This window comes from Streptomyces sp. JLYT201, assembly GCF_059448825.1.
The window spans coordinates 8,339,386-8,364,400 of record NZ_CM182551.1; the positions used below are offsets into that span (position 1 = coordinate 8,339,386).

The 25,015-nt window shown below is 71.9% G+C and carries 27 protein-coding genes and 1 riboswitch; of the genes, 14 read left to right on the forward strand and 13 right to left on the reverse strand.

The features are described from left to right. Position 1: 1 nt before the first annotated feature. The 4 genes from AC5WAM_RS35585 to AC5WAM_RS35600 all read right to left on the reverse strand — a co-directional run bounded on the left by AC5WAM_RS35585 (position 2) and on the right by AC5WAM_RS35600 (position 2,857). Positions 2-520, reverse strand: a complete 519-nt coding sequence (locus AC5WAM_RS35585; RefSeq protein ID WP_495520021.1) for a DUF6328 family protein — start codon at positions 518-520, stop codon at positions 2-4. Between the two features lie 203 nt (positions 521-723). Then, the gene (locus AC5WAM_RS35590; RefSeq protein WP_366793629.1) at positions 724-1,200 is read right to left on the reverse strand and encodes a C40 family peptidase; all 477 of its coding nucleotides are present in this window, start codon (positions 1,198-1,200) and stop codon (positions 724-726) included. A gap of 3 nt (positions 1,201-1,203) precedes the next feature. Continuing rightward, a riboswitch (cyclic di-AMP (ydaO/yuaA leader) is annotated at positions 1,204-1,357 on the reverse strand. A 557-nt stretch (positions 1,358-1,914) separates the two neighbouring features. Continuing rightward, positions 1,915-2,220, reverse strand: a complete 306-nt coding sequence (locus tag AC5WAM_RS35595) for a hypothetical protein (RefSeq protein ID WP_495520022.1) — start codon at positions 2,218-2,220, stop codon at positions 1,915-1,917. A gap of 7 nt (positions 2,221-2,227) precedes the next feature. Beyond that, the gene (locus tag AC5WAM_RS35600) at positions 2,228-2,857 is read right to left on the reverse strand and encodes an ATP-dependent Clp protease proteolytic subunit (protein ID WP_495520023.1); all 630 of its coding nucleotides are present in this window, start codon (positions 2,855-2,857) and stop codon (positions 2,228-2,230) included. Positions 2,858-2,947: 90 nt separating this feature from the next. Between AC5WAM_RS35600 and AC5WAM_RS35605 the strand changes: the two genes are divergently transcribed. The 9 genes from AC5WAM_RS35605 to AC5WAM_RS35645 all read left to right on the forward strand — a co-directional run bounded on the left by AC5WAM_RS35605 (position 2,948) and on the right by AC5WAM_RS35645 (position 11,576). Further along, positions 2,948-3,226, forward strand: coding sequence for a type II toxin-antitoxin system Phd/YefM family antitoxin (locus AC5WAM_RS35605; RefSeq protein ID WP_366793624.1), 279 nt, complete (start codon positions 2,948-2,950; stop codon positions 3,224-3,226). Positions 3,227-3,523: 297 nt separating this feature from the next. Further along, on the forward strand, positions 3,524-3,826 hold the full coding sequence (locus AC5WAM_RS35610; protein ID WP_138958316.1) for an urease subunit gamma: 303 nt from the start codon (positions 3,524-3,526) through the stop codon (positions 3,824-3,826). 49 nt (positions 3,827-3,875) lie between these two features. Next, positions 3,876-4,232 carry an urease subunit beta gene (locus AC5WAM_RS35615; RefSeq protein WP_495523715.1) on the forward strand — a complete coding sequence of 119 codons (357 nt, stop codon included), beginning with the start codon at positions 3,876-3,878 and terminating at the stop codon, positions 4,230-4,232. Further along, entirely contained in the window at positions 4,225-5,946 is a 1,722-nt protein-coding gene (locus tag AC5WAM_RS35620) for an urease subunit alpha (protein ID WP_495520024.1), read from the forward strand. The genes AC5WAM_RS35615 and AC5WAM_RS35620 overlap by 8 nt, the downstream gene beginning before the upstream one ends. Before the next feature lie 49 nt (positions 5,947-5,995). Further along, positions 5,996-6,673: an urease accessory protein UreF gene (locus tag AC5WAM_RS35625; protein WP_495520025.1), complete on the forward strand. Its 678-nt coding sequence runs from the start codon at positions 5,996-5,998 to the stop codon at positions 6,671-6,673. Between the two features lie 134 nt (positions 6,674-6,807). Next, entirely contained in the window at positions 6,808-7,494 is a 687-nt protein-coding gene (gene ureG / locus AC5WAM_RS35630) for an urease accessory protein UreG (protein WP_366793617.1), read from the forward strand. Then, positions 7,491-8,285 (forward strand): urease accessory protein UreD, encoded by a 795-nt coding sequence (locus tag AC5WAM_RS35635; RefSeq protein ID WP_495520026.1) that lies wholly within the window; start codon positions 7,491-7,493, stop codon positions 8,283-8,285. The genes ureG and AC5WAM_RS35635 overlap by 4 nt, the downstream gene beginning before the upstream one ends. Positions 8,286-8,488: 203 nt before the next feature. After that, positions 8,489-10,537 carry a TerD family protein gene (locus tag AC5WAM_RS35640; protein ID WP_495520027.1) on the forward strand — a complete coding sequence of 683 codons (2,049 nt, stop codon included), beginning with the start codon at positions 8,489-8,491 and terminating at the stop codon, positions 10,535-10,537. 163 nt (positions 10,538-10,700) lie between these two features. After that, complete coding sequence (locus tag AC5WAM_RS35645) at positions 10,701-11,576, forward strand: nuclease-related domain-containing protein (RefSeq protein WP_495520028.1); 876 nt, start codon at positions 10,701-10,703, stop codon at positions 11,574-11,576. 209 nt (positions 11,577-11,785) lie between these two features. Here the strand turns inward: AC5WAM_RS35645 and AC5WAM_RS35650 are convergent, their stop codons facing one another. Then, positions 11,786-12,142, reverse strand: coding sequence for a winged helix-turn-helix transcriptional regulator (locus AC5WAM_RS35650; protein ID WP_495520029.1), 357 nt, complete (start codon positions 12,140-12,142; stop codon positions 11,786-11,788). A 235-nt stretch (positions 12,143-12,377) separates the two neighbouring features. On the opposite strand from AC5WAM_RS35650, the gene AC5WAM_RS35655 reads away from it, so the two are divergent. After that, positions 12,378-12,671, forward strand: a complete 294-nt coding sequence (locus tag AC5WAM_RS35655; protein WP_495520030.1) for a DUF1330 domain-containing protein — start codon at positions 12,378-12,380, stop codon at positions 12,669-12,671. Positions 12,672-13,088: 417 nt separating this feature from the next. Next, the gene (locus tag AC5WAM_RS35660; RefSeq protein ID WP_366793681.1) at positions 13,089-14,693 is read left to right on the forward strand and encodes an alpha/beta hydrolase; all 1,605 of its coding nucleotides are present in this window, start codon (positions 13,089-13,091) and stop codon (positions 14,691-14,693) included. A 128-nt stretch (positions 14,694-14,821) separates the two neighbouring features. On the opposite strand, the gene AC5WAM_RS35665 is transcribed toward AC5WAM_RS35660, so the two are convergent. After that, on the reverse strand, positions 14,822-15,865 hold the full coding sequence (locus tag AC5WAM_RS35665) for an NAD-dependent epimerase/dehydratase family protein (protein WP_495520031.1): 1,044 nt from the start codon (positions 15,863-15,865) through the stop codon (positions 14,822-14,824). 76 nt (positions 15,866-15,941) lie between these two features. Then, positions 15,942-16,685 carry a lysophospholipid acyltransferase family protein gene (locus tag AC5WAM_RS35670; protein WP_366793603.1) on the reverse strand — a complete coding sequence of 248 codons (744 nt, stop codon included), beginning with the start codon at positions 16,683-16,685 and terminating at the stop codon, positions 15,942-15,944. A gap of 332 nt (positions 16,686-17,017) precedes the next feature. Here AC5WAM_RS35670 and AC5WAM_RS35675 point away from each other — a divergent pair, with 332 nt between their 5' ends. Beyond that, positions 17,018-17,416, forward strand: coding sequence for a subtilase-type protease inhibitor (locus tag AC5WAM_RS35675; protein WP_495520032.1), 399 nt, complete (start codon positions 17,018-17,020; stop codon positions 17,414-17,416). A gap of 90 nt (positions 17,417-17,506) precedes the next feature. Here the strand turns inward: AC5WAM_RS35675 and AC5WAM_RS35680 are convergent, their stop codons facing one another. From AC5WAM_RS35680 to AC5WAM_RS35700, 5 genes are all read right to left on the reverse strand, one after another. Further along, complete coding sequence (locus AC5WAM_RS35680; RefSeq protein WP_138958287.1) at positions 17,507-17,665, reverse strand: hypothetical protein; 159 nt, start codon at positions 17,663-17,665, stop codon at positions 17,507-17,509. Between the two features lie 98 nt (positions 17,666-17,763). Continuing rightward, entirely contained in the window at positions 17,764-18,735 is a 972-nt protein-coding gene (locus AC5WAM_RS35685) for a cytochrome c oxidase assembly protein (RefSeq protein WP_366793600.1), read from the reverse strand. Between the two features lie 126 nt (positions 18,736-18,861). Next, positions 18,862-19,887 carry a 6-phosphofructokinase gene (locus tag AC5WAM_RS35690; RefSeq protein WP_495520033.1) on the reverse strand — a complete coding sequence of 342 codons (1,026 nt, stop codon included), beginning with the start codon at positions 19,885-19,887 and terminating at the stop codon, positions 18,862-18,864. A 238-nt stretch (positions 19,888-20,125) separates the two neighbouring features. Next, on the reverse strand, positions 20,126-20,854 hold the full coding sequence (locus AC5WAM_RS35695; RefSeq protein ID WP_138958284.1) for a type 1 glutamine amidotransferase: 729 nt from the start codon (positions 20,852-20,854) through the stop codon (positions 20,126-20,128). A gap of 33 nt (positions 20,855-20,887) precedes the next feature. Continuing rightward, positions 20,888-22,135, reverse strand: a complete 1,248-nt coding sequence (locus AC5WAM_RS35700) for a MurT ligase domain-containing protein (RefSeq protein ID WP_495520034.1) — start codon at positions 22,133-22,135, stop codon at positions 20,888-20,890. 137 nt (positions 22,136-22,272) lie between these two features. Between AC5WAM_RS35700 and def the strand changes: the two genes are divergently transcribed. Continuing rightward, positions 22,273-22,818 carry a peptide deformylase gene (gene def / locus AC5WAM_RS35705; RefSeq protein WP_495520035.1) on the forward strand — a complete coding sequence of 182 codons (546 nt, stop codon included), beginning with the start codon at positions 22,273-22,275 and terminating at the stop codon, positions 22,816-22,818. 61 nt (positions 22,819-22,879) lie between these two features. On the opposite strand, the gene AC5WAM_RS35710 is transcribed toward def, so the two are convergent. Further along, positions 22,880-23,533 (reverse strand): TetR/AcrR family transcriptional regulator, encoded by a 654-nt coding sequence (locus tag AC5WAM_RS35710; RefSeq protein ID WP_138958281.1) that lies wholly within the window; start codon positions 23,531-23,533, stop codon positions 22,880-22,882. A gap of 162 nt (positions 23,534-23,695) precedes the next feature. Between AC5WAM_RS35710 and AC5WAM_RS35715 the strand changes: the two genes are divergently transcribed. Further along, complete coding sequence (locus AC5WAM_RS35715; protein WP_138958280.1) at positions 23,696-24,922, forward strand: acyl-CoA dehydrogenase family protein; 1,227 nt, start codon at positions 23,696-23,698, stop codon at positions 24,920-24,922. Positions 24,923-25,015: the final 93 nt, after the last annotated feature.

Sequence of the window (25,015 nt, forward strand, 5' to 3'; positions counted from 1 at the left end):
GTCAGGGCCTCCCGTTCGCGCGGCCGACCAGGCGGGGCAGCACGCCCCACAGTCCGCCGCACACCAGGAACGTGCCCGCGGCCGCGAGCACCCCGTCCGCGCGGCCCACGGCCACGTCGACGACGAGCAGGACGGATCCGGTCAGGGCGAGCACGAGCACCGCGAGGCCGGCGGCCGCGAGCCGTGAGGACACCCGCACGATCAGCGGCTTGGCGCCCCGCGCGAACAGGGTGCGGTGCAGCGCGGCGGGCGCCGTGAACAGCGCGGCGGCGAGCACGGCCAGGAGCAGCGTGACGACGTACGTGGCGCGCTGCACGGAGTCGAGTGAGGGGAAGCGCGGGGTGAAGGCGAGGGTGAGCAGGAACGCGAAGAGGATCTGCACACCGGTCTGGGTGACCCGCAGCTCCTGGAGGAGCTCGGAGAAGTTGCGGTCGGCCCGCTCCAGCGGCGTCTCGTTGCGCGTGTGCCGGGCGGCGTCCGGTCTGGAGACGCCCGCGGCACGGGGGTGATGGTCGGCCATGGTCCACGAGTATCCGCGCGGAGCCGCTCCACTCCCGCCCCGACGACGGGGCCGGGCGGGTGACGTCTGCGCGAGCGGTGGTCCGGCGCGTCCTCGGGATGGTGCCGCCGTCCGGGACCTGACCGGACGGCGGCGAAAGGCGCTGGTGGCGCCCGGAGCGGGCGGCGGCGCGGGCCCTGGGTGGGCCGCCGCCCGCCGGCGGGTCAGCGGACCCGGCCGTACCAGACCTGGTTGGTCCAGATCTTCTCGAGCCGCACCACGGTGCCCCGCTTCGGGGCGTGCCAGATCTTGCCCTTACCGGCGTATATGCCGACGTGGTAGACGCTCCGGCCGGAGTGGAAGAAGACCAGGTCCCCCCGGGTGCGGTTGGCGGAGGACACCTTGCGGGTCTTGTTGTACTGCTGCTGTGCGGTGCGCGGCAGCTTCTTGCCGACGCGCTTGTACGAGTAGAGCGTCAGGCCCGAGCAGTCGAAACGGTTCGGCCCGATCGCGCCGTAGCTGTACGGGGAGCCCTTCTTGGACGCCGCGACCTTGAGCGCCTTCGTCCCGTGCGAGGTGGCCGCTTGTGCGTCTCCGGTGAGCCCGGGGGCCACGATGGTGCCGCCCACGGCGGCGAGTGTGAGAGCCGAAGCCGTACTGGCCCTCGTCAGCAGCGACGGAACACGATGCAGCGCAGTCATGCGCAACCCTTCGTCAGCCGCCTGTGAAGGATGACCTGTCGGGTTCGGGCAGGCGAAGATGCCCGGCCGCGCGATGCGACTTCACCCCAAGGACCTTCCGGACTAGCCGGACGGCCCGCCTTGCTGGGTCCTCCACTCCTGCCGGTGCACAGATGTCGACCGGGCATCCGGGCGGCGGCAGGACTCGGCGTCCGCCCGGATCGCCCCGCCGCCTGTGGCGGGGGCTTGTCGTCGGAAGGGATCTTCACCCGAGAGGGGCGAAAAAACCGAGCCGGATCGGTGGTATGTGAGGCTCCTCACGCCTGACCCGTTCCGGTGGACAGCGCCCGAATGGGGTCTAGGTCACACTCGGAGATGATTGCCCCATCAGCGCCGGAACGCCCGAATCCGGGTGCGGCGTAAGGGAGTTGCGCATCTTCGGGGGGCCGCCGGGACGAGCGCCGATTACGCAGAAGGGGCGATCATCTCTGGTCATCTCCGGGGCAACCCCGGACTCGGCCCGACATCGGCGCACACCGGCAACGGGCGGATGGCGCAGGCGCGCTGGGTCCGGGGCGCGTTCCACGGTGTCAGATGTCACCGGCGCACGGGGCGGCCAGGCCGAAAACGGAATGGGGGCTGGCTGGAAGTGTGGCACGAGACGGCCGGTCGTGGGGGGTGAATCGGACTGAATCATGACGGACCCTCGTGCCGTCGGCGTCCCCTTGACCTCCGTCACGGCTCCGTGGGTGGCGGCACCGCCACGCGCGCGGCGCGCCGCTCGCCGTCCAGGACGCGCAGCGCCCGCGCGAGCGTCGGCGCGTGCACCTCGCTCTCCCCGCGCTGATGCATGAGCGCCAGCGCGTCCCGCAGGTCGGTCGCCCGGGCGACCAGCGCCTGCGCGGCCCGCAGCCCGCCGTACGTGTGTTCGGCGCGGGCCGGGTTGATCCGGCCGAGGAGGTCGAGGACCGCCAGATAGGCGTCGACCACCTCGCCCTCCGCGCGGGTCAGCGCGGGCAGCGGCGGCAGTTCCGGAAGCACCTGCGCCTCACTCCGCGTCCGGGCCCACGGCCTTGCGGCTCGCGACGACCCGGTCCACCAGACCGTAGGCGACGGCGGCTTCGGCGTCGAGCACCGTGTCCCGCTCGATGTCCGCCGAGATCTGCTCGGGCGTGCGCCCGGTGTGACGGGCGAGCATCTCCTCCAGGAGCGCGCGGGTGCGCCGCAGCTCCTCCGCGCGGATCCGCAGGTCGGTCGGCTGGCCGCGCACCGGCTCGGGGAGGGCGGGCTGCTGGAGCAGCACCCGGGCCCCGGGCAGGATTGCCCGCTTGCCGGGCGTGCCCGCGGCGAGCAGCACCGCGGCGGCGGACGCGACCTGTCCGAGGCAGACCGTCTCCACCTCGCAGGAGGCGTACCGCAGCGTGTCGTAGATCGCGGTCGTCGCGCTGAAGTCGCCGCCGGGGGAGTTGATGTACAGCGAGATGTCCCGGTCCGGCGCCGCGTGCTCCAGATAGAGGACCTGGGCCATCACGTCGTTCGCCGAGACGTCGTCGACCGGTGTGCCGAGGAAGACGATCCGCTCGTCCAGGAGCTTGGAGTACGGATCCCAGGTGCGCAGGCCCGAACTGGTGCGCTCGGTGAACTCCGGCAGGACGGAACGGGCGGACGGTCCGCGCATGGCACGCCTCCTGGCAGCACGGGGCCGCCGCCCGGTGCGGCGGCCTTCTGTAAAAAATGTACAGGACGTACGTGACGTTATGATGGGGGCATGGCCTACGAGATTCCGGTGACGCAAGCCCGGGCGGAGCTCGCCGACCTGATCAACCGCGTCGTGTACGGCGGTGAGCGCGTCGTCGTTACGCGGCACGGCAAGCCCCTCGTGGCCCTCGTGTCCGCGGACGACCTGCGACGCCTCGAAGAGGCGGAGGAGCCCGCGCAGGAGCAGGTGATCACCTCGGTGTCGTCGATCGGCGGCACGGCGTCCGCCCCCGGGGAGCGGCAGCGCTTCGGCATCGCCGCCGAGCACCACGGGCCCCGGATGACCTAGCGGCCCGCCCGGCCGACCGGTGCGGCCGCCGCGCGCCAGGCCCTGCCCGCCCTCGCAACACGCCCTGCGTGGCCTGATGTGTATGGCGGAGCCCCGCTGATGGTCATGGCTCAGTCAAAGGCTGGTTAACCTCGCTGAAACTCCGCCCAACTAGCCTGCCCTGCCACGCCACCTGGGGATTCCGTAAGCGAAAGTGGACACCGGCACGCGAGTCGCTGCGTGTTACATCTATGCCCGTCGCGGTGGCCGCGGCAGCCGGACCCCGCACGGTCCGGGGCGAGGACTGTGAGGTGGGACGTGCAACTGACCCCGCACGAGCAGGAGAGACTGCTCATCCATGTGGCCGCCGACGTGGCCGAGAAGCGCAGGGCGCGCGGCCTCAGGCTCAACCACCCCGAGGCGATCGCCCTCATCACGTCACACGTCCTGGAGGGCGCGAGGGACGGCCGCAGCGTCGCTGATCTGATGGCGTCGGGGCGCAGGGTGCTCACGCGGGACGACGTCATGGAGGGCATCCCCGAGATGATCCACGACGTCCAGGTCGAGGCGACCTTCCCGGACGGCACCAAGCTCGTCACCGTCCATGACCCGATCGTGTGACGGGAGTGCGCACCGCATGAACGCCGTGACCGGATCGGGCCGTGGGCCGATGCCCGGGGAGATCCTCTTCGCCGAGGAGCCCGTCCCCTTCAACGAGGGCCGCGAGACGACCCGGATGACCGTCCTGAACGCCGCCGACCGGCCCGTCCAGGTCGGCTCCCACTACCACTTCGCCGAGGCCAACCCCGGTCTGGACTTCGACCGCGCCGCCGCGCGCGGCAAGCGGCTCAACATCGCCGCGGGCACCGCCGTGCGCTTCGAGCCCGGCATCCCGGTGGACGTGGAGCTCGTCCCCCTGGCCGGCGCCCGCGTCGTCCCCGGACTGCGCGGGGAGACCCGGGGCGCCCTCGACGTGCCCGACGCCCCCGGCCCGGGCGGCGAAGCGAACGGAGCGACCCGTGCCTGAGCTGTCCCGAGCCGCTTACGCGGACCTGTTCGGCCCCACCACCGGCGACCGCGTCCGGCTCGCCGACACCGACCTGCTCGTGGAGATCGAGGAGGACCGCTCGGGCGGCCCCGGACGCTCCGGCGACGAGGCCGTGTTCGGCGGCGGCAAGGTCATCCGCGAGTCGATGGGCCAGGCCCGCACGACCCGGGCCGAGGGCGCGCCCGACACCGTCATCACCGGCGCGCTCATCATCGACCACTGGGGCGTCGTCAAGGCCGACGTCGGCATCCGCGACGGCCGCATCACGGGCATCGGCAAGGCGGGCAACCCGGACACCATGGACGGGGTGCACCCCGAGCTCGTCATCGGCCCCGAGACCGAGATCCTCGCGGGCAACGGCAAGATCCTCACCGCGGGCGGCATCGACACGCACATCCACTTCATCTCGCCGACCATCGTCGACGAGGCCCTGGCCTCCGGCGTCACCACGCTCATCGGCGGCGGCACGGGCCCCGCCGAGGGCAGCAAGGCCACGACGATCACGCCCGGCGCCTGGCATCTGGCGCGGATGTTCGCCGCGATGGAGAACAGCCCCGTCAACATCGGCTTCCTGGGCAAGGGCAACACGACCAACGCCGCCTCGATGCACGCGCAGCTGCGCGCGGGCGCCGTCAGCTTCAAGATCCACGAGGACTGGGGCGCCACCCCCGCCGTCATCGACGCCTGCCTGAACGTCTGCGAGGACACGGGCGCCCAGCTCGCCGTCCACACCGACACCCTGAACGAGGCGGGCTTCGTCGACGCCACCTTCGCCGCGGTCGGCGGCCGCACGATGCACGCCTTCCACGTCGAGGGCGCGGGCGGCGGCCACGCCCCCGACATGATCACGGCGGTCTCGCTGCCGAACATGCTGCCCAGCTCGACCAATCCGACCCGCCCGCACACCGTCAACACCGTCGAGGAGCACCTCGACATGCTGATGGTCTGTCACCACCTCAACCCGGCGGTCCCGGAGGACCTGGCCTTCGCCGAGTCCCGCATCCGCCCCACCACCATCGCCGCCGAGGACGTCCTCCACGACCTGGGCGCGATCTCGATCATGTCCTCGGACTCCCAGGCGATGGGCCGGATCGGCGAGGTCGTCCTGCGCACCTGGCAGACGGCGCACGTGATGAAGCGCCGCCGGGGCGCCCTGCCCGGCGACACCCGCGCCGACAACCACCGGGCCCGCCGCTACGTCGCCAAGTACACGATCAACGCGGCCATCGCCCAGGGCATCGAGCACGAGGTCGGCTCGGTGGAGAGCGGCAAGCTGGCCGACCTGGTCCTGTGGGAACCCGCGTTCTTCGGCGTCAAGCCGCAGGTGGTCCTCAAGGGCGGGCAGATCGCATACGCGCAGATGGGCGACGCCAACGCCTCGATCCCCACGCCGCAGCCGGTCCTTCCGCGCCCGATGTTCGGCGCCCGCGGCCGGGCGCCCGCGCTCAACTCCTTCAACTTCGTGACCCAGTCGGCCCTCGACGACGACCTGCCCGAGCGCCTCGGCCTCGACCGGCGCTTCGTGGCCATCCGCTCGACCCGGGGGCGCACGAAGGCGGACATGCGGGAGAACGACGCCCTGCCCCGGGTGGAGGTGGCGCCCGACAGCTTCGCGGTCACGATCGACGGCGAACTGGTGGAGCCCGCACCGGCGGCCGAACTCCCCATGGCCCAGCGCTACTTCCTCTTCTGACCGCGCCCCCCTCCGCCCCTCCGACCCTCAGATCCTGGTTGTCGTCAACATGTCACGAGCAGCACTCCTGATCCTGGCCGACGGCCGCTTCCCCGCCGGGGGCCACGCGCACTCCGGCGGCGCCGAGGCGGCCGTCAAGGCCGGACGGATCACCGGGGCGCCGAGCCTGGAGGCCTTCTGCCGGGGGCGGCTGCACACCACCGGCCTGGTGTCCGCCGCCCTGGCGGCGGCCGCCGCGCTCGGCGTCGCGGAGCTCACCGCCCTCGACGCGGCCGCCGACGCGCGCACCCCGTCCCTGGCCCTGCGGACCGCCGCGCGCAAGCTGGGCCGCCAGCTGCTGCGCGCGGCCCGTGCCACCTGGCCCGCGCCCGAGCTCGACGCGCTGGCCCGGGCCTTCCCCAAGGGCGCCCACCAGCCGGTCGTCCTCGGTGCCGCGGCACGGGCGGCCGGGCTCGGGGCCGCCGACGCGGCGTACTGCTCCGCCTACGAGTCCATCAGCGGGCCCGCCACGGCGGTCGTACGCCTGCTGAGCCTCGATCCCTTCGACGCCACGGCCGCACTGGCGCGGCTCGGGGACGACGTGGACCAGGTGGTGGAGGAGGCGGTGGCGGCGGCCGGGCACGTACGCGACGAGGGCCTCGACGCGCTCCCGGCGGCGTCGGCGCCGCTCCTTGAGATCGGGGGCGAGGCGCATGCGGCGTGGCCGGTACGGCTGTTCGCGTCGTAGGGCCCGGGGGCGCGGGCGGCCGCTCCGAGCGCGCAAGCCCGTCCCGCCGCGGAGCCCTCGGTAGGGGCAGGCCCCCTGCCCGGCGCGCGTCCCCTGAAAACCCGTAACCCCACCGAACGCTCCCGAGGAGAACCATGCACTTGGACCACAGCCACGACGAAGCCTCGGCCGTGAGCGCGGACGCGCACCGTCCCGACGGCCGCCGCCGGGCCCTGCGCATAGGCCTGGGCGGCCCGGTCGGCTCGGGCAAGACGGCCACGGTGGCGGCCCTGTGCCGCACGCTGCGCGAGGAGCTGTCCCTCGCCGTCCTCACCAACGACATCTACACCCGCGAGGACGCCGAGTTCCTGCTCAAGGAAGCGGTGCTGCCGCCGGAGCGGATCGCCGCCGTGGAGACGGGCGCCTGCCCGCACACCGCGATCAGGGACGACATCTCCGCGAACCTGGAGGCCGTGGAGGACCTGGAGGACGAGGTGGGCCCGCTGGACCTGATCCTCGTGGAGTCCGGCGGCGACAATCTGACGGCGACCTTCTCGCGCGGCCTCGTGGACGCCCAGATCTTCGTGATCGACGTGGCCGGAGGGGACGACATCCCGCGCAAGGGCGGCCCCGGCGTGACGACGGCCGACCTGCTCGTGGTGAACAAGACGGACCTCGCCCCGTACGTCGGCTCGGACCTGGCCCGCATGGCCGCGGACGCCAAGGCGCAGCGCGCCGAACTGCCGGTGGTCTTCCAGTCGCTGCGCTCGGCCGAGGGCGTGACGGCGGTGTCCGACTGGGTGCGCGCGCAGTACGCGGCCTGGGTCGCGGCCGACGCGTGACGAGCACACCGGTGGCGCGGGCCCTCGGCTCCGCGGGAGTCAGGGCCACCGCCCGCGTGACCGCCCGGCCCGACGGCCGCGGCGGCACCGCCCTGCCCGTCCTGGAGGGCGAGGGCCCGCTGGCGCTGCGCCGCGTCCGCGCCGCGGGCCCGGCGGGCGCTGCCGCCCGGGTCCTGCTGGTCGGCGCGATGAGCGGTCCGCTGGGCGGCGACCACCTCACCGTCGAGGCGACGGCCGAGCGGGGCGCGCGCCTGCACATCGGCTCCGCTGCGGCCACGATGGCCCTGCCGGGCCAGGACCAGCGCGAGGCGCACTACGACGTGCGCCTCTGTGTCGCCGAGGACGCGGAGCTGCGCTGGCTCCCCGAGCAGCTGATCTCCGTACGGGACAGTGACCTGCGGGTCACCACCCGCGTGGACGTCGCCGAGGGCGGCCGCCTGGTACTCCGCGAGGAACAGGCCCTGGGCCGCACCGCGGAACCCCCCGGCCTCCTCCGCACCCGCCTCACCGTCCGCCACGCGGGCCGCCCCCTCCTCGACCAGCAACTGACCTGCGGCCCCACCGCCCCGCCCGGCTGGAACGGCCCGGCGGTCCTGGACGGCCACCGGGCGGTCGGCCAACTCCTCCTGGTGCGCCCCGAGTTCCAGGCCTCTCCGCCCCCCGCCACCGTCCTGGACGACCACGCGGCCCTCACCCCCCTCCCGGGCCCCGCGGCCCTCGTCACGGCCGTCGCCCCGGACGCGCTGCGCTTGCGCCGGATCCTGGACGGGGCGCTGGAACGGTGGGGCTAAGGCCCTGGGCCGGGGCCCCTCGGAACAGCACCTTCACCACAGTCGCACCCCCTTCCGCTGTTTCCGGCAGACCGCCGCGGACCACGCCCGCCGAGTACTAGAGTCCTGCCGTGCGGCAAATGTGTCGCACATCACATCGGGTCGTCCGTCGGGCGATGGGGGCGGGCGACGCGCGTTCGGCGTGCGCAAGAGGGGGCGGGGGCATGTACGAGTTGACCAAGGGTGCCAACGTGGGGTTGGCGGCCCTGAGCGAGAACGTCGGCTCCGTGATGGTGAGTCTGGAATGGACCAGCTCGACGGGTGAGGGCGACGCCGACGTCTCCGTGCTGCTCCTCGACGCCAACGGCAAGGTGCGCAGCGACGCGGACTTCTACTTCTACAACAACCCGGTGGCCGCCGACGGAAGCGTCCAGCTCCTGGGCAAGTCCCCCAGCGGGAGCGGCAACAAGGACCGGATCGGCTTCGACCTGACCGCGGTGCCCGACGAGATCGACCGCATCGTGGTGGCGGCGAGCCGGTACGACGGGGCCCACTTCGGGGAACTGGGCGATCTCCGGCTGACGCTGTCCGACGCCTCCGGCGAGGACCTGGTCCGCTTCGGGATCGACGAGGCGGGAGCGGTGAGCGCGTTCATCTTCGGCGAGCTCTACCGCCGCGGCGGCGCGTGGAAGCTCCGGGCCGTCGGGGACGGGTACGCGGCCGGACTGGCGGGCCTGGCAACGGACTTCGGCGTCGACATCGATGACGACGCGGCCGACGAGGCCGACGGACAGCCGCAGGACGCGGCGGCGCGTTGCGTGGAGTCGGCCGTCGCCCCCGCGGCCCCGGCGGTCGTCGGCGCACCGCCCCAGGTGCTGGCGGCCGTACCGGCTCCCCGGCGGCCCGAGGGCGAGGGGGAGCCGAGGAAGCCCGCGCCGCGTCCTCGTACCGCCAAGAAGAAGGTCACCCTGCCCAGAGCGGCCAAGAAGTCCCTGGCGGAGAACGAGTCCTGGAGGTCGGCCAGGCTCTTCCCGGTCTCCGTGCTCAAGAGCGACCGGGACCGCGAGGCGCGGGCCACGTCCGTGCTCCTCTCGGTGATGGCGCAGGTTCCGGAGTTCGGCAGGAGGCTCACGGCCGGGTTCGGGGCACCGGCGGGCCGCATGGAGACGTTCGCCGAGGTCTCGCTGCCCCACGGCGACGCTCCGCGGCGCCCCGACGGAGTGATCCGCGTCGAGCGGGCCGGCAAGCTGTGGACCGCGCTGGTGGAGACGAAGACCAACGGGAACGCCCTCAGGGCCGAACAGGTGCAGGCGTACATGGACATCGCCACGCGCCGGGGCTACGAGGCCGTCATCGCCCTGTCGAACGACGTCGCGCTGGAGGGCAGCCCCCTCGTCGACGTCAGGATCGACGGGCGGCGCAAACACAAGGTGGCGCTCTGGCACCTGTCCTGGGCCGAAGTCGTCCACCAGGCACAGCTGTTGATCCGGCACGAGGGCGTGGGCAACGCGGCGCACGCCTGGCTGCTCCAGGAACTGCTGCACTACCTCCAGCACGAGAGCTCGGGCTGCCACGGCTTCCAGAACATGGGCTCCGCCTGGGTTCCCGTACGCAACGGAATCGACGACGAGACCCTGTGCCACGGAGACGCCCGCGCCCTCGAAGTGGTGGAGAGCTGGGAACGGCTCATCCGTCAGGTGTGCCTGAGGCTCGGCGGCGAGCTCGGCCAGAAGGTGCTGCCCGTCCAGCGGTCGAAGCGCGGCATCGACCCCGGAACCCGCCGGGCCCGCCTCGCGGACCAGCTGTGCCTCGAAGGCAGGCTGCACGCGGAGGTCCGCATCGAGGGCACGCCCGGCCTCCTCACGGTCATCGCCGACCTGCGCACCGGCAGGCTGCGCACCTGCGTCGAGATTCCCGCACCGGACCAGGGCTACCCCCTGACCTGGGCGAAACGGCTCGTAAGGCGCCTCGCCGAGGCCCCCGCCGACCTCCACATCGAAACCCTGGTCGAGGAAGAGGCGGGCGGGCCCCGGGGCACCCTGGAGCGCCTGCGCCCCGAACCGGCCGACCTGCTGCCCAAGGACGGCGCACACATCACCGGCTTCCGCCTCTCCCTCTTCAAGGGCATGGGCAGCAGCCGCGGCAACGCCGAGTCCGGCTTCATCCGCAGCGTCGACGACGCGGTACACCGCTTCTACGCCACGGTGGTGACCCACCTGGACCCCACACCCCCACGCCGACCCTCCACCCCGGAACGGACTCCGGTGACCTGATCCCCTCACTGCTGTCGGAACGCAGGTGACTGAGGCTCGGTGTGTTCGTGCCGCATCTGTGTGACCGCGTCGGGCTTCGGTGTGACCGGTCCGCCTTCTTGTGAGGGCGACGGCCCCCTGTTGCCATGGCTATGGGGGTCGGAGTCGTAACCGGGGGGCGAGCATGGGTGAGCTGAAGGTCGTCGCGTGGAAGCGATACGGGCAAGATCGGCTGTATGTGAACCTGTCCGACGGCACGGCTGTCGCGTGGGCCGACCGGAGCACGGGCAAAGTCACGATCCTTCAGGAACCTTATCGGCGCGAGGCTCTGCGGCTCTTACGGGCCTGTCTCACTCGCGGCGCCAAGCCCGCGGCTCCCGCACCTCCGCAGCCTCGCCCCCCTCGGCAAGAGGCGCCCCCCGTACCGAAGTTGCCTCCCCTGACGCCGGCCGATGACCTCGCGTTGAACCGTCCCGGTGAATCCCTGCGCGCGAAGCTTCAAGCAGAGGGGCCTACGCTGCTCCAGCGATGGATCGACTGGTTGTTGCGGCGGCCGTCCGAACTGGACTCCTACCGCAAGGGGTTGGCTGGAGAAGTCCGTGTGGGTGCCGAGTTGCAGAGACTCACACACCATGGCTGGCACGTCCTGCACTCGATAGAGCTGCCCCGAAAGGTGGACATCGACCATCTCCTGATCGGCCCCGGCGGGATCTTCTGCATCAATACCAAGCGTCACTTCGGCAAGGCCGTTTGGGTCGGTGACGAGATGACGCGCGTCAACCATGGGAAGCCCCAGCCCTATGGCCGCAAGAGCAAAGCCGAGGCAGGCAGGGTGCAGGCGGTACTGGAACGCTACGTCGGCTTTCCCGTGCGGGTGGAGCCAGTGCTCGTGTTCGTCGGTGTGACACGTCTCGAAAAGGCCCCCACTCAGCTCGCCGTACGCGTGTACCGCGAGCGGGAGGTGTCCGCACTCGGCCCGCTTTCCGGAGTATTGAGCCCTGAGCAGATTGACGCCGTGTACGCCGTGGCGCGGCATCGGTGTGCCTGGTCAACGACTTGATCGGAGCGGAAGCCGAGGATCCCTCAGGCCTGGCAGCCTCAGTACTCGGTCCTCCAGCGGTCGGCTCCCCGGCCGAGCCCGGCAGGCAGCGTCGGCTCCCTGAACGCCGCACCGAAGTCACCGACTTGCCGAACCGGCGCGGGCTCAGCCCGCTGAAGGGAACGGGCCAGGACGGCACCACTGCCGTGCTCGGACCAGCCACGCGGTGATCATTCCAGTCCTTCTGCCGTCGCGGGCCCCAGTTCCTGGGCCCAGCGTCGACTCCAGACGGTCAGCGGGCTCAGCGCCTCGATGAGTTCCCGGCCGAGCTGGGTGAGGCGGTAGCCATCGCCGTCCGGGGCGAGCAGGCGGGCGTCGGACAGCTCCTCGATGCGGCTGCTGAGCACGCTGGAGGACATGTGCTCGCATCGGCGCTGCAGTTCACGGAAGCCGGCCGGGGCCTGACTCAGCTCCCACAGGATCCGCAACGTCCAACGCCGTCCGAGCAGGTCGAATGCGGCCATCACTGGCCGACCCGATTCCGATCCCCGCACCGGCACACCCGGACGCGGCGCTCTGGCTTCCATGCTCACTCCTTGCGCTTCGGTTCTCGAAGCATCATAGTGATGCGAAAACCGAAGCGGGAGGCGCCGAGACACCACGCATCGAACCGCTCACCCCGCCCCGCCCCGCCGACGTCGACCGGGCACCGGCATCGGCGCCATGGCGATCACGACGCCGACAAGCCTCGCTCTCGCCCGTCGGCGCTCCTCCGCGACCGACCCGCAAGTCAGACGCACTCATCCGCACACTGGAGGTTCCATGCCCAAGGGCTACTGGGTCAGCGTCTACCGCACCATTTCAGACCCTGAGAAACTGGCTGCCTACAACGAGCTGGCCCCGCTGGCCGTCGGACCCGGAGGCGGCCGGACCCTCGTGCGTGGCGGTCGGGTCGTCGCTCATGACGCCGGAATCGCCGAACGCACCGTCCTGGTCGAGTTCGACAGCTTCGAGCAGGCCGTCGCGGCGTACGAGAGTGCGGCCTACCAGGAGGCACTGGCCGCCCTCTCCGACGGCGTCGAACGCGACTTCCGCATCGTCGAAGGCATCGACTGACCGGGGTCCAACCGGAACTTCACTGGAGCTCCACCATCTTGGTTTGCGCTGGTGCTGCTGCTGGTGCGGTGAAGGCGGAGCTCGTGCGGAGTTCGGTGAGGACGCGCGGCCGGCCGGCGCCGAGGGCGCGGAGGTCATGGGCGACACATTCGGACGGCGAGGAGGGCGGTCGGCGAGACCCCGAAAGGTGGCCCGCCCCGGTGCCGTAGCTCCCGGACCAGCCCTCTGAGCCAAGCGGAGCCCCGGCATCCGCCTGCTGAAGTGCATGAACCGTTCACCGTACTGGCCGGTCCGTTTATCGGATTGGTAAAGAACAACAACCACACCTGTCCTGACCACCCCCGCAGACGGAAGTATCCCCGTACCGAGGGAATGACCGAAACGATGTGCGGGAGGCCCCACTTGACACGTACCCCGATGACCGCGCGGAGCAGACGAGCGATGACGTTCGGATCCGCGGGTGCTCTCGTTGCGGCGACGCTGATCGCGGGGGCGCTCGGTGCGCCTGCCGCCAGTGCCGACGCCGCCGGCGGCAAGGCCGCTTACGCCAAGGACCGTGAGGCCCGGGGCGCCGCCGTCGCCGCCGCGCGGGCGGCGAAGAAGGGCGTCGACTGGAAGGACTGTCCCGAGGACTGGGGCTTCCCCAAGCCCGTGCAGTGCGGCTGGGTCAGCGTTCCGCTCGACTACGCCAAGCCCTACGGCAAGCAGATCAAGCTGGCCGTCGACCGCATAGGCAGCACGGGGAGCAAGGAGGAGCGCCAGGGCGCGCTCGTCTACAACCCCGGTGGCCCCGGCGGCTCCGGCATGCGCTTCCCGCTGCGCGTCGTGAACAAGAGCAAGCTGTGGGAGAAGACCTCGAAGGCCTACGACTTCGTCGGCTTCGACCCGCGCGGTGTCGGCCACTCGACGCCGATCTCGTGTGTCGACCCGCAGGAGTTCGTCAAGGCGCCCAAGCTCGACCCGGTGCCCGACTCCGCGGCCGACAAGCGCGCCCAGCGCAAGCTCGCCGCCGAGTACGCGGACGGCTGCAAGGAGCGCAGCGGCTGGATGCTGCCGCACATGACCACCCCGAACACCGCGCGTGACCTCGACGTCATCCGCGCCGCGCTCGGCGAGAAGAAGCTGAACTACCTGGGCGTGTCCTACGGTACGTACCTGGGCGCCGTGTACGCGACGCTCTTCCCCTCGCACGCGCGCCGCATGGTCTTCGACTCCGTCGTGAACCCCTCGCGCGAGAAGATCTGGTACCAGGCCAACCTCGACCAGGACGTCGCCTTCGAGACGCGTCTCAAGGACTGGATGACGTGGGTCGCCAAGTACGACTCCGTCTTCCACCTCGGTGACACGCAGAAGAAGGTCGCCGCGCAGTGGACCGACCTGCGCGCCGCCGCGAAGAAGGCGCCGTTCGACGGCGTCGTCGGCCCCGCCGAGCTGACCTCGTACTTCCAGAGCGCCCCGTACTACGACTCCACGTGGGTCTCGATCGCCACCAACTGGAGCAAGTTCGTCGCCGGTGACCGGCAGCCGCTCATCAAGGCCGCCAGCCCCGACCTGTCCGACATCGCGGGCAACAAGGCCTCGGAGAACAGCAACGCGGTCTACACCGCCGTCGAGTGCGCCGACGCCAAGTGGCCCACCAGCTGGAAGAAGTGGGACCGGGACAACACTCGCCTGCACAAGGACCACCCGTTCATGACCTGGGCGAACGCCTGGATGAACCTGCCGTGCGCCACCTGGCCCAGCAAGCAGCACCAGCCGATCGAGGTCAAGAGCGGCAAGGGTCTGCCCACCACGCTGATCGCCCAGTCCACGCGTGACGCCGCCACCCCCTACGAGGGCGGCGTGGAGCTGCACAAGCGCCTCAAGGGCTCGCGTCTGATCACCGAGAAGGACGCCGGTTCGCACGGCATCACCAACCTGGAGAACCCGTGCCTGAACGAGCGGGTCGACACCTACCTGCTCACCGGCAAGGTCGACAGCCGCGACGTGACGTGCACCCCGCACGCCACGCCCAAGCCGTGACGCCTGTACGACACCTGCGCGACCTGTAGGTGATGTCTGCTGTCGGGAGATCGCCCTCGGCCTTGGCCGGGCGGTCTCCCGACCGCGTTCCGGCTGGCCGCTCAGGCCGTTCAGGTTGCCCTGGCCGCTCAGGCCGCCCGAGCCGTCAGCCAGGCGTCCTCCGCCGCGTAGTCGAAGAGGTCGATCACCGGATCGTAGGCGCGCGCCAGGACCGGGAAGGCCGTGCGCCAGTCCCTCCCCGCGAGCCGGTCCGTCAGCCAGGCGACCGTGTCCGGCAGCGAGTCGGCGTACGTCGTCACCGCCGTGTAGCCCAGCGCCCGCCGCGCGGCCGTCATGTCGTACACCACCGGATGCGCCGTGGTCCACGGCGTCAGGCCCACGCCCTTGCCGGGTGCCTCGCCCTCGATGAGCACCGTCTCGCTCTCGAAGCCCATGACCGCGTCGATCGCCGCGCCGATCCCGGCCACCGTCGGGGTGTCGGGGTCGCCCGCGTTCAGGACGCGGGAGCCGGGCCGCGCCGCCGCGAGGCGCACCAGTTCCGCCAGGTTCAGCACGCTCACCGGATGGAACAGGCCGGTGCCGCCGTGGCTGAGGACGCGCACGCGCCGCCCGTCCAGGACCCGTTTGACGAAGTACAGCTCGCGCGGCGCCCGGCAGTGCGGGCCGTGGACCGCGCCCGCGCGCAGCAGCGTCGTCGGCAGCGCGTCGCCGAGCGCGAGCAGCTCCTGTTCGAGGCGGACCTTGCGGGTGCCGTACGTGGCCTCGCCCGGCCCGACCGTCCGCTGGGTCTCCGGGATCGGCACCGGGTAGCGGGGGAAGCCGTCCGGCTCGTCCTGCGTGTCGAAGCTGCGGCCCCGCTCGTCCTCGTACACCGCGCCGCTGGAGATCACCACGGCCGAGTCGACGCGGTCCCGCACCGCGGCCAGCTGCCGGGCGTGCTCCGCGCCGTGCGCGACGATGTCGACGAGGACGTCGCAGCCGTCGCCCACGAGGCGCGTGACCGCGGTGTCGTCCGCGCGGTCAAGGCGCGTCACGCGCACCCCGTCCGGCCAGCCGTCGTCGCGCCCGCCGCCGAGCGAGGCCGCCGTCACCGCCCAGCCGTCCGCGGCGAGCGCCCGCACCGCCGCGCGCCCGATCTGCCCCGTCGCTCCCAGTACCACCGCGTGTCCCATGACGGGACCGTACGGGGCCCGCGAGCGCGGCCCCCAGGCCTTTTCGCGGTCGGCAGACGAGCGCTCGGGGCCGCGCTCAGCTCAGCGGCAGCCTCGGAAGCCTGCGCCGCGGCGCGGGCCGCCCGCTCTCCTCGGTCTGACCCGCGGCCTCCTCCGCCTTCACGTCGGCCGCGTACTTGTCGACGTACTCCTGGCCCGACAGGCCGAGGATCGCGTACATGATCTCGTCGGTGACCGCGCGCAGGACCGCCTTCTCGCCGTCCATGCCCGCGTACCGCGAGAACTCCAGGGGCTCGCCGAAGCGGATCGTCACGCGCTGGAAGCGCGGCACGACCTGGCCGGGCGGCTGTGCCTCGAAGGTGCCGATCATCGCGCACGGGATCACCGGCACCTGTGCCTTGAGGGCCATCGCGGCCACCCCGACCTTGCCCTTGTACAGGCGCCCGTCGTGCGAGCGGGTGCCCTCGGGGTAGATGCCGAGCAGCTCGCCCTTGCGCAGCACGCCGAGCCCCTCGCGGATGGCGGCCTGCCCGGCCTCCTTGCCGGAGCGGTCCACCGGGATCTGCCCGGCGCTGCGGAAGAACGCGGCGGTGAGGCGGCCCTTGACGCCGGGGCCCGTGAAGTACTCGGCCTTGGCCAGGAACGTGATGCGCCGCTTGAGGATCGCGGGCATCAGGAAGTGGTCGGAGAACGACAGGTGGTTCCCGGCGACGATCGCCGCGCCGGACTCCGGGACGTGTTCGAGCCCCTCGATCCTGGGCCGGAACATCAGCCGCAGCAGAGGCCCGATCAGCGCGTACTTGAGGACCAGGTAGAACATGCGGGCGCCGCCTTCCCCCGGGGGTGGTGCCGACGCACAGTAGTCAATCGGCGGCGCCTAGGCGAGAGCCCGTTCGGGTCGATTCGATCGCGCGGCGGACTGGTCCGTTCGGGTTCTGTCGTGCGGCCGGGTGGGGGAGTGCGTGGCGTGGCCGCTGGCCGGGCGCCGCCCGGCGGGGGTGCTCTGGGCCCGGCCCGCCGTCGTCCGCCGGGCCGGGCCCGGCGCCGTACGGTGCGATGGGCCGATGCCCAGCCGCCCCTGACGCCACCGTCCGTGACGCCCGAGGTCCTCGTCCGTGACGCGGCGTCCGCTTCCGCCCCTCCGGAGGTCCCATGCGTTCGCTCCTCGTCACCCCGGCCGCGCTGCTCGCGCTCGCCACGGTCGCCGGGCCGGCGGCCGCCGCGCCCGTCGACGGGCCGCAGCCCGACGCGCGCGGTGTCTTCCTGACGGTGTCGGGGGCTCAGAACACGTGGATCCGCGGGGTGCTGCTGCGCTGCGCGCCCGAGCCGTCCGGGCACCACCCGTACGCCCGGGAGGCGTGTGCGGAGCTGGACCGGGCGGGCGGCGACTTCGGCGAGCTCCCGCGGGAGGACCGGATCTGCACCAAGAAGTACGACCCGGTCACCGTCGGCGCGACCGGCACGTTCCAGGGGCGGCCGGTCGCCTGGCACAAGACGTACGGCAACGCGTGCGAGATGGAGGCGTCCACGGGGCACGTGTTCCGCTTCTGACCGGAAGCGCCGGAAGCGCCGGAAGGGGCCGGAAGTACTGGAGGCCCCCGAAGGATCCGGGCCCCGGTGAAGGGCCGCCCCGCCCCCGCCTCACGTGGGCCGGGAGAAGACCATCGCCAGCGTGATCAGGCCGAGCACCACCCAGCCGAACCACAGCCAGCCGTTGCTGCCGAGGGCCACCGTGTAAGCGGTCACCATCACCAGACCGCCGATGGTGAACGCGCCCATCGTCTTCGTAGCACCCGGCATCGCCCTGCCTCCTCACGACAGACGGCTCGGGCGTCCGGTATCCGGGGCACCGAGACCGTGGCCTCGGTGCCATCCTCACCCGTGAGGAGGTCCGGACGCTAGCGCCCGCGCGACGCCAGTGACGCCAGATAGGCGTTGTACGCCTCCAGCTCCTTGTCCCCGTCGCGGTCGGCGGCGCGGTCCTTGCGCCGGCCTTCGCGCTGGTCGGAGCGGTACCACTGGAAGAGCAGGGCGATGAGGACGAGCACCGAGGGGATCTCGCTGAACGCCCAGGCGATGCCGCCCGCCGCGTTCTGATCGGCGAGCGCTTCGACGCCGAGCGAGGACGGGGGGTTCTTGTACGTCTCGATCATGGGCTCGGACGCCATCATCAGGGCGATGCCGAAGAACGCGTGGAACGGCATGCCCGCGAACAGCTCCAGCATCCGCATCAGATGGCCGGGCCGGTGCGGGCCCGGGTCGATGCCCATGATCGGCCAGAAGAAGACCAGGCCGACGGCGAGGAAGTGCACCATCATCCCGATGTGCCCGGCCTTGGAGCCCATGAGGGTGTCGAACAGCGGCGTGAAGTACAGCGCGTACAGGCTCGCGATGAACATCGGGATGGTGAACGCGGGGTGCGTGATGATCCGCACGTACCGGCTGTGCAGGAGCATGAGCAGCAGCTCGCGCGGCCCCTTGCGGCCCCGGCCCGCGACCGGCAGCGCCCGCAGCGCGAGCGTGATCGGCGCGCCGAGCAGCAGCAGGATCGGCGACAGCATGCTGATGATCATGTGCTGGACCATGTGCACGCTGAACAGGACCATGCCGTAGTCGTTCAGCTTGGTGCACATCACGAGCAGGATCGTGAGGACGCCCACGACGAACGAGACCGTGCGCCCGACGGGCCACTTGTCGCCGCGCCGCACGAGGCGGACGACGCCCCAGCCGTACAGGCCGAGCGCCACCAGGCAGCTGATGAGGAAGAAGGGCTCGACCGAGATCTCCAGGCCGCGCGCCAGCGTGAACGGCGGCAGGTCCATGTTCATCCCATGGTCCATGCCGTGCATGCCGTGCCCGCCGTGATCCATCCGCTGGCTCCTGTTTCGTGCAGATTGTGCGCTGTGTGTCCGCACCAGAGTAGAACCGCCCCCGGGCGCGCTCGCGACCGGGGGCGGATTCGGGACCCCGGCGCTCGCCGGGGGCGGGGCGGTGGCCTAGAGCACGCACTCCGCTTCCTCGTACCGCTGCTCGGGCACGGTCTTGAGCGTCTCTACGGCCTCGGCGAGGGACACCGTCACGATGTCGGTGCCCCGCAGTGCGGTCATCCGTCCGAACTCGCCGCGGTGCACGGCCTCCACGGCGTGCCAGCCGAAGCGGGTGGCGAGCACGCGGTCGTACGCCGTGGGCGTGCCGCCGCGCTGGACGTGGCCGAGGATCACCGGGCGGGCCTCCTTGCCGAGGCGCTGCTCCAGTTCGAGGGAGAGCTGCCGGGCGATGCCCGCGAACCGCTCGTGGCCGTAGACGTCCTTGCCGCCCTCGTCGAACTCCATGGTGCCGGGGCGCGGCTTGGCACCCTCGGCGGCCACGACGATGGCGAACTTCTTGCCCGCCTCGAAGCGCTCGCCGACCTTCTCGGCCAGCTCCTCGATGTCGAAGGGCCGCTCCGGCACGACGACGGCGTGCGCGCCCGCGGCCATCCCCGAGTGCAGCGCGATCCAGCCGGTGTGACGGCCCATGACCTCGACGATCAGGACGCGCTGGTGCGACTCGGCGGTGGTCTTGAGGCGGTCCAGGGCCTCGGTGGCCACGCCGACGGCGGTGTCGAAGCCGAACGTCACGTCGGTGACCGCGATGTCGTTGTCGATGGTCTTCGGTACGCCGACGATCGGCAGGCCCGCGTCGGACAGGAGCCGGGCGGCCTTCAGGGTGCCCTCGCCGCCGATCGGGATGATCGCGTCGAGGCCGAGCTCGGCGACGTGCCCCTTGGCGCGCGCGACGCCGTCACGCAAGTGGGCGGGCTGTACCCGGGAGGAGCCGAGGAGCGTGCCGCCGAGCGCCAGGATGCCGCCGACCGCGTCCAGGTCGAGCTTGCGGTAGTCGCATTCCAGGAGGCCCTTCCAGCCGTCGTGGAAGCCGATGACCTCGTCGCCGTGGTCGACTACGGCACGGTGCACGACGGAGCGGATGACGGCATTGAGTCCGGGGCAGTCGCCGCCGGAGGTCAGGACACCGATACGCATGGTGCGAAACCTTTGCAAGGTGGGCGGTGACCGGACCCCGTCGTCCGGCTGAAATCCCGGCCCACCCTACCGGCGCACCGCCCGCCCCCGCAGGCATCGCCCACCCACTGGACACGCAACGGGACAGCGAAACGCCGGACGGGGGCAGCCGAACGCCGGACGGGCGGAGAAATCCAGCCCGTCCGGCGTTTGAGGACGAGCGCGCAGCGCGACAGAGCCGCCCCCCGCGCCGAAGGCGTTACGCGGGCTGCTGGGCGGCCGCGATCCGCTCGGCGCGCAGCGCCTCGTACCAGCGGTCGTCCGTCGGCGGCAGCGCGTTCACATCGAGCGCCAGCTTCAGGAGCAGGTCGGCGAGCAGCGGGTTGCGGGCCAGGACGGGCCCGTGCATGTACGTCCCGAAGACGGTGCCGTTGTAGGCGCCTTCCGTGCCGTCGCCCGTGCCGTTGCCCTTGCCGAGGCGGACGCGGGCCAGCGGGCGGGCGTTCGGGCCGATGTGCGTGACGCCCTGGTGGTTCTCGAAGCCGGTGAGCTCCGGCAGGCCGAGCTGCGGGTCGATGTCGCCGAGGACGTCGCCCACGCAGCGCTCGCCCTCGCCGCGCACGGAGACCACGTCGAGCAGGCCGAGGCCGGGCTCGCGCTGGCCCAGGTCGTTGATGAACTCGTTGCCCAGGATCTGGTAGCCGGCGCAGACCGAGAAGACGATCGCGCCGTTGCCCACGGCCCGCTGGAGGCCGCCGTCGCGGCGCAGGCGCTCGGCCGCGAGCCGCTGCGGCCGGTCCTCGCCGCCGCCGATCAGATAGATGTCGCCGGAGGTGGGCACCGGCTGGTCGCTGCGCACGTCGTAGCGCTCGACCTGGAGGCCGCGCTGGTGGGCGCGGCGCTCCACGACCAGGGCGTTGCCCTGGTCCCCGTACGTGGACAGCAGGTCCGGGTAGACCCAGACCAGCCGGAGGCTGTTGTCGCTCATGCTCATTGGTCCTCAGTGACGGTCGGGGCGCGGTCAGTTGCCCACGCGGCGGCGCAGGTCCTGGAAGGCGGTGTAGTTCGCGATGGTCTCGATGCGGCCGGGCGGGGCCAGCTGTACGGCCTCGTCGAGGCTCTCGCAGACGCGGAAGTCCAGGTTCGCGACCTCCAGGCGGACGGCGAGGTCCAGCTTGCGGTCGCCGAGCACGAAGATCGGGTGACCGGCGAGCCGGGTGTAGTCGACGTCCCACAGCCAGGAGGTGTCGGTGCCGTCGGCCCCGCGCGCGTTCACCGAGAGGATCACCGGGGCCGGGGGTCCGTCGATCAGCGAAAACGTTTCGAGCCAGCCTGCCGGGTTCTTGGCGAGAAGGAGACGCAGGTCACGGCCCTGGAACTGGACCACGTCATAGCGGCCCGCGACGGCCTGGACCTGATACATCCGCTCCAGGGCGACCTGCGGCGGCACGCCGAAGACGGCGGCGACGGCGGCGGACGAGGTGGCGTTCGCCTTGTTCGCCCGGCCCGGGAGCTGGAGGTGGATCGGCCAGGCCGAGCCGTGCGGGTCCAGGACGTGGTCGCCGGAGAGGGCCCAGCTGGGCGTGGGGCGGCGGAAGCCGCACTCGCCGCAGTACCAGTCGTCGCCGGGGCGCTGCATGACGCCGCCGCAGGCCGGGCACGACCAGGCGTCGTCCTTCCAGGCCTGGCCCGCGGCCACCCACACCACGTTCGGCGAGGAGGAGGCGGCCCAGACGACCAGCGGGTCGTCGGCGTTGGCGATGACGACGGCCTTGGTGCCCGCCAGGCCCTCGCGCCACTTCTCGGCGAGCATGCGGGTCTCGGCCGCGCGGTCGAGCTGGTCGCGCGAGAGGTTCAGGAGCGCGATCGCCTTGGGGTCGACGTCGCGGGCGACGCCCGCCAGGTACTTCTCGTCGACCTCGATCACGCCGAACTTGGCGTCCGAGCCGCCTGCGAGGGCGGAGGTGATGCCCGCGGGCATGTTCGCGCCGAGGGCGTTGGACACGACCTGGCCGCTGGCGCGCAGGGCCTCGGCGATCAGGCGCGTCGTGGTCGTCTTGCCGTTCGTGGCCGAGACCAGGACTACGTCGAGGTGGGTCGCGAGCCGACCGAGGAGCTCCGGGTCGAGTCTGAGCGCGACCTTGCCGCCGATCACCGAACCGCTGCCGCGGCCCGCCGCGCGCGACACCGCCGCGGCCGCCTTGCCCGCCGTCACGGCCAGCTTGGCGCGTGCCGACAGCGACTCTGAGCTGCCAGGGTGTCCTGCCATCGTTCTGGGTCCTCCTTGCGTACGGCGCCGCGCCTGCCCGGCATCGTGTCGGCCCAGCCTATCGAGATCGACTGACAAGCCCGAATCGCACCACCACCCGGCACCACTGCTGTCCCCTGGACCGTACTCTTGCGGCCATGCGACACGGCTCGATCCCGGGCGCCTCAGGGCGCGTACGACCCCTGACCCTGCTCGGTGACCCCGTGCTGCACACCCCCTGTGCGGAGGTGACGGACTTCGGGACCCAACTGGCGGCGCTCGTCGAGGACATGTTCGCCACGATGTACGCGGCCCGGGGCGTCGGCCTCGCCGCCAACCAGGTCGGCGTGGGCCTCCAGGTGTTCGTGTACGACTGCCCGGACGACGAGGACGTGCGCCACCTCGGCCACGTGGTGAACCCGCGGGTGGTGGAACTCGACGGCGTGACGGTGCGCGGCCCCGAGGGCTGTCTGTCGCTGCCGGGCCTGGAGGCGGCGACGCCGCGCTTCGACCACGCGGTCGTCGAGGGCGTGAGCGTCACGGGGGAGCCGGTGCGGGTGCACGGCACCGGGTTCTTCGCGCGCTGTCTGCAGCACGAGAGCGACCACCTGACGGGCGGCGTGTACACGGACCACGTCACGGGCTGGCGCAGGCGGCGGGTCCTGCGCCGGGCGGCTCGGGCGCCCTGGGCGACGACGGCCTGAGCTGTCGGGCGGGGCGGAAATGAGGGCCCGGGGCGCGGCGCGCCCCGGGCCCTCACGACTCTCAGAAGCCGGGCCCGCCCACGCGGTTGCCCGCGGCGGCCAGGCGGCCCCAGAGCAGGTCCGCCAGGCTGCGCACCAACTGGGCGCGGGGGCAGGGGCGTTCGCCCAGCCACCAGTCGCCCGCGGCGTGCATCATGCCGACGATGCCGTGGCCCCACACGCGCGCGAGCTCCGCGCTCTGCGGGCCGAGGTCGACGCGCTCCTCGATGACCTCGGCGAGCTCCTCGCCGAGGCGCCGGAGCAGGGGAGCGGAGTGCAGGCCCACGTCGAAGCCCTCGCCGCTCACCTCGCCGGACGAGACGGCTTCCGACGGATGCATGAGGAAGCGGTAGACCTGCGGCCGGGCCTCGATCGCCGCGAGGTAGGTGTCGAGCGTGGCCTCCACGCGCTCCCTGCGCTCGGCCGGGGCGTCCAGGGCCGCGCGCAGGGAGGCGAGCAGCGCGTCCGTGTGGCGCTTGGCGAGCGCCGCGTAGAGGCCGCCCTTGTCGCCGAAGTGCCGGTACAGGATGGGCTTGGTGATGCCCGCCTCGGCTGCGATGGCGTTCATCGAGGCCCCGGGGCCGTCGCGGAGCACGACGCGGTCGGCCGCCTCAAGGAGTTCGCGCCGTCGTTGCTCGGCGGACCGCTGTTGGTCGGTCCGCTGCGTGGTCTCCATGTGGTGTTCTCCGCCCGTGCGATTCCTGACGCAACGCGCAACGTAACACCCGGAAGCCCTCGCGCATCGAACGGGCTGCCGGGAGTTGACACAGGCTACCGGCCGGTAACAGACTCCAGTTACCGCAAGTAACGTAGCACGGGTTCGCAGCCTGGAGGGGTCATGGCCGAGTTCACCATGGAGCTCAACGACGAACAGAAGGAGGTCAGGGACTGGCTCCACGGGTTCGCCGCGGACGTGATCCGGCCCGCGGCCGCCGAGTGGGACGAGCGCGAGGAGACGCCCTGGCCGGTCATCCAGGAGGCCGCGAAGGTCGGCATCTACTCCCTGGACTTCTACGCGCAGCAGTACTTCGACCCCACCGGGCTCGGCATACCGATGGCCATGGAGGAGCTGTTCTGGGGCGACGCGGGCATCGCCCTGTCCATCGTCGGCACCGGCCTCGCCGCCGTGGGCGTCCTCGCCAACGGCACCGAGGAGCAGATCGGCACCTGGATCCCGCAGATGTACGGCGACGCCAGCGACGTGAAGGTCGCCGCCTTCTGCTCGTCCGAGCCGGACGCGGGCTCCGACGTGGCCTCGATGCGCACCCGCGCGGTCTACGACGAGGTCAAGGACGAGTGGGTCCTGAACGGCACCAAGACCTGGGCGACGAACGGCGGCATCGCCAACGTCCACGTCGTCGTCGCCGTGGTCGACCCCGACCTCGGCTCCAAGGGGCACGCCTCCTTCATCGTGCCGCCGGGCACGCCCGGTCTGTCCCAGGGGCAGAAGTTCAAGAAGCACGGCATCCGCGCCTCGCACACCGCCGAGGTCGTCCTGGAGGGCGTACGCGTCCCCGGTTCCTGTCTGCTCGGCGGCAAGGAGAAGCTGGACGAGCGGCTCGCCCGCGCGCGGGAGCGGGCGAAGAGCGGCGGCGAGCGCGTGAAGAACGCGGCCATGGCCACCTTCGAGGCCTCGCGCCCGGCCGTCGGCGCGATGGCCGTGGGCACCGCCCGCGCCGCGTACGAGGAGGCGCTGGAGTACGCGAGGACGCGCGAGCAGTTCGGCCGCCCGATCATCGACAACCAGGGCGTCGCCTTCCAGCTCGCGGACATGCGCACGCAGATCGACGCGGCCCGGCTCCTGGTGTGGCGGGCCTCCTGGATGGCGGTCACGGGCAAGAAGTTCGAGAGCGCCGAGGGCTCCATGTCCAAGCTGTTCGCCAGCGAGACCGCGAAGAAGGTCACCGCGCAGGCGATCCAGATCCTCGGCGGCAACGGTTACACGCGCGAGTACCCGGTGGAGCGCATGCACCGGGACGCCGCGATCTACACGATCTTCGAGGGGACGAGCGAGATCCAGCGCCTGGTGATCGCGCGCACGCTGTCGGGGCTGCCGATCCGCTGAGACGCCCGCGGCGCGGGGCCGAAGCGGGCGCGGCACGGGGGAGGGGGCGGCCCGTCGCTGCTCCCTCCCCCCGGCGTGACGCCCTCTGGTTGG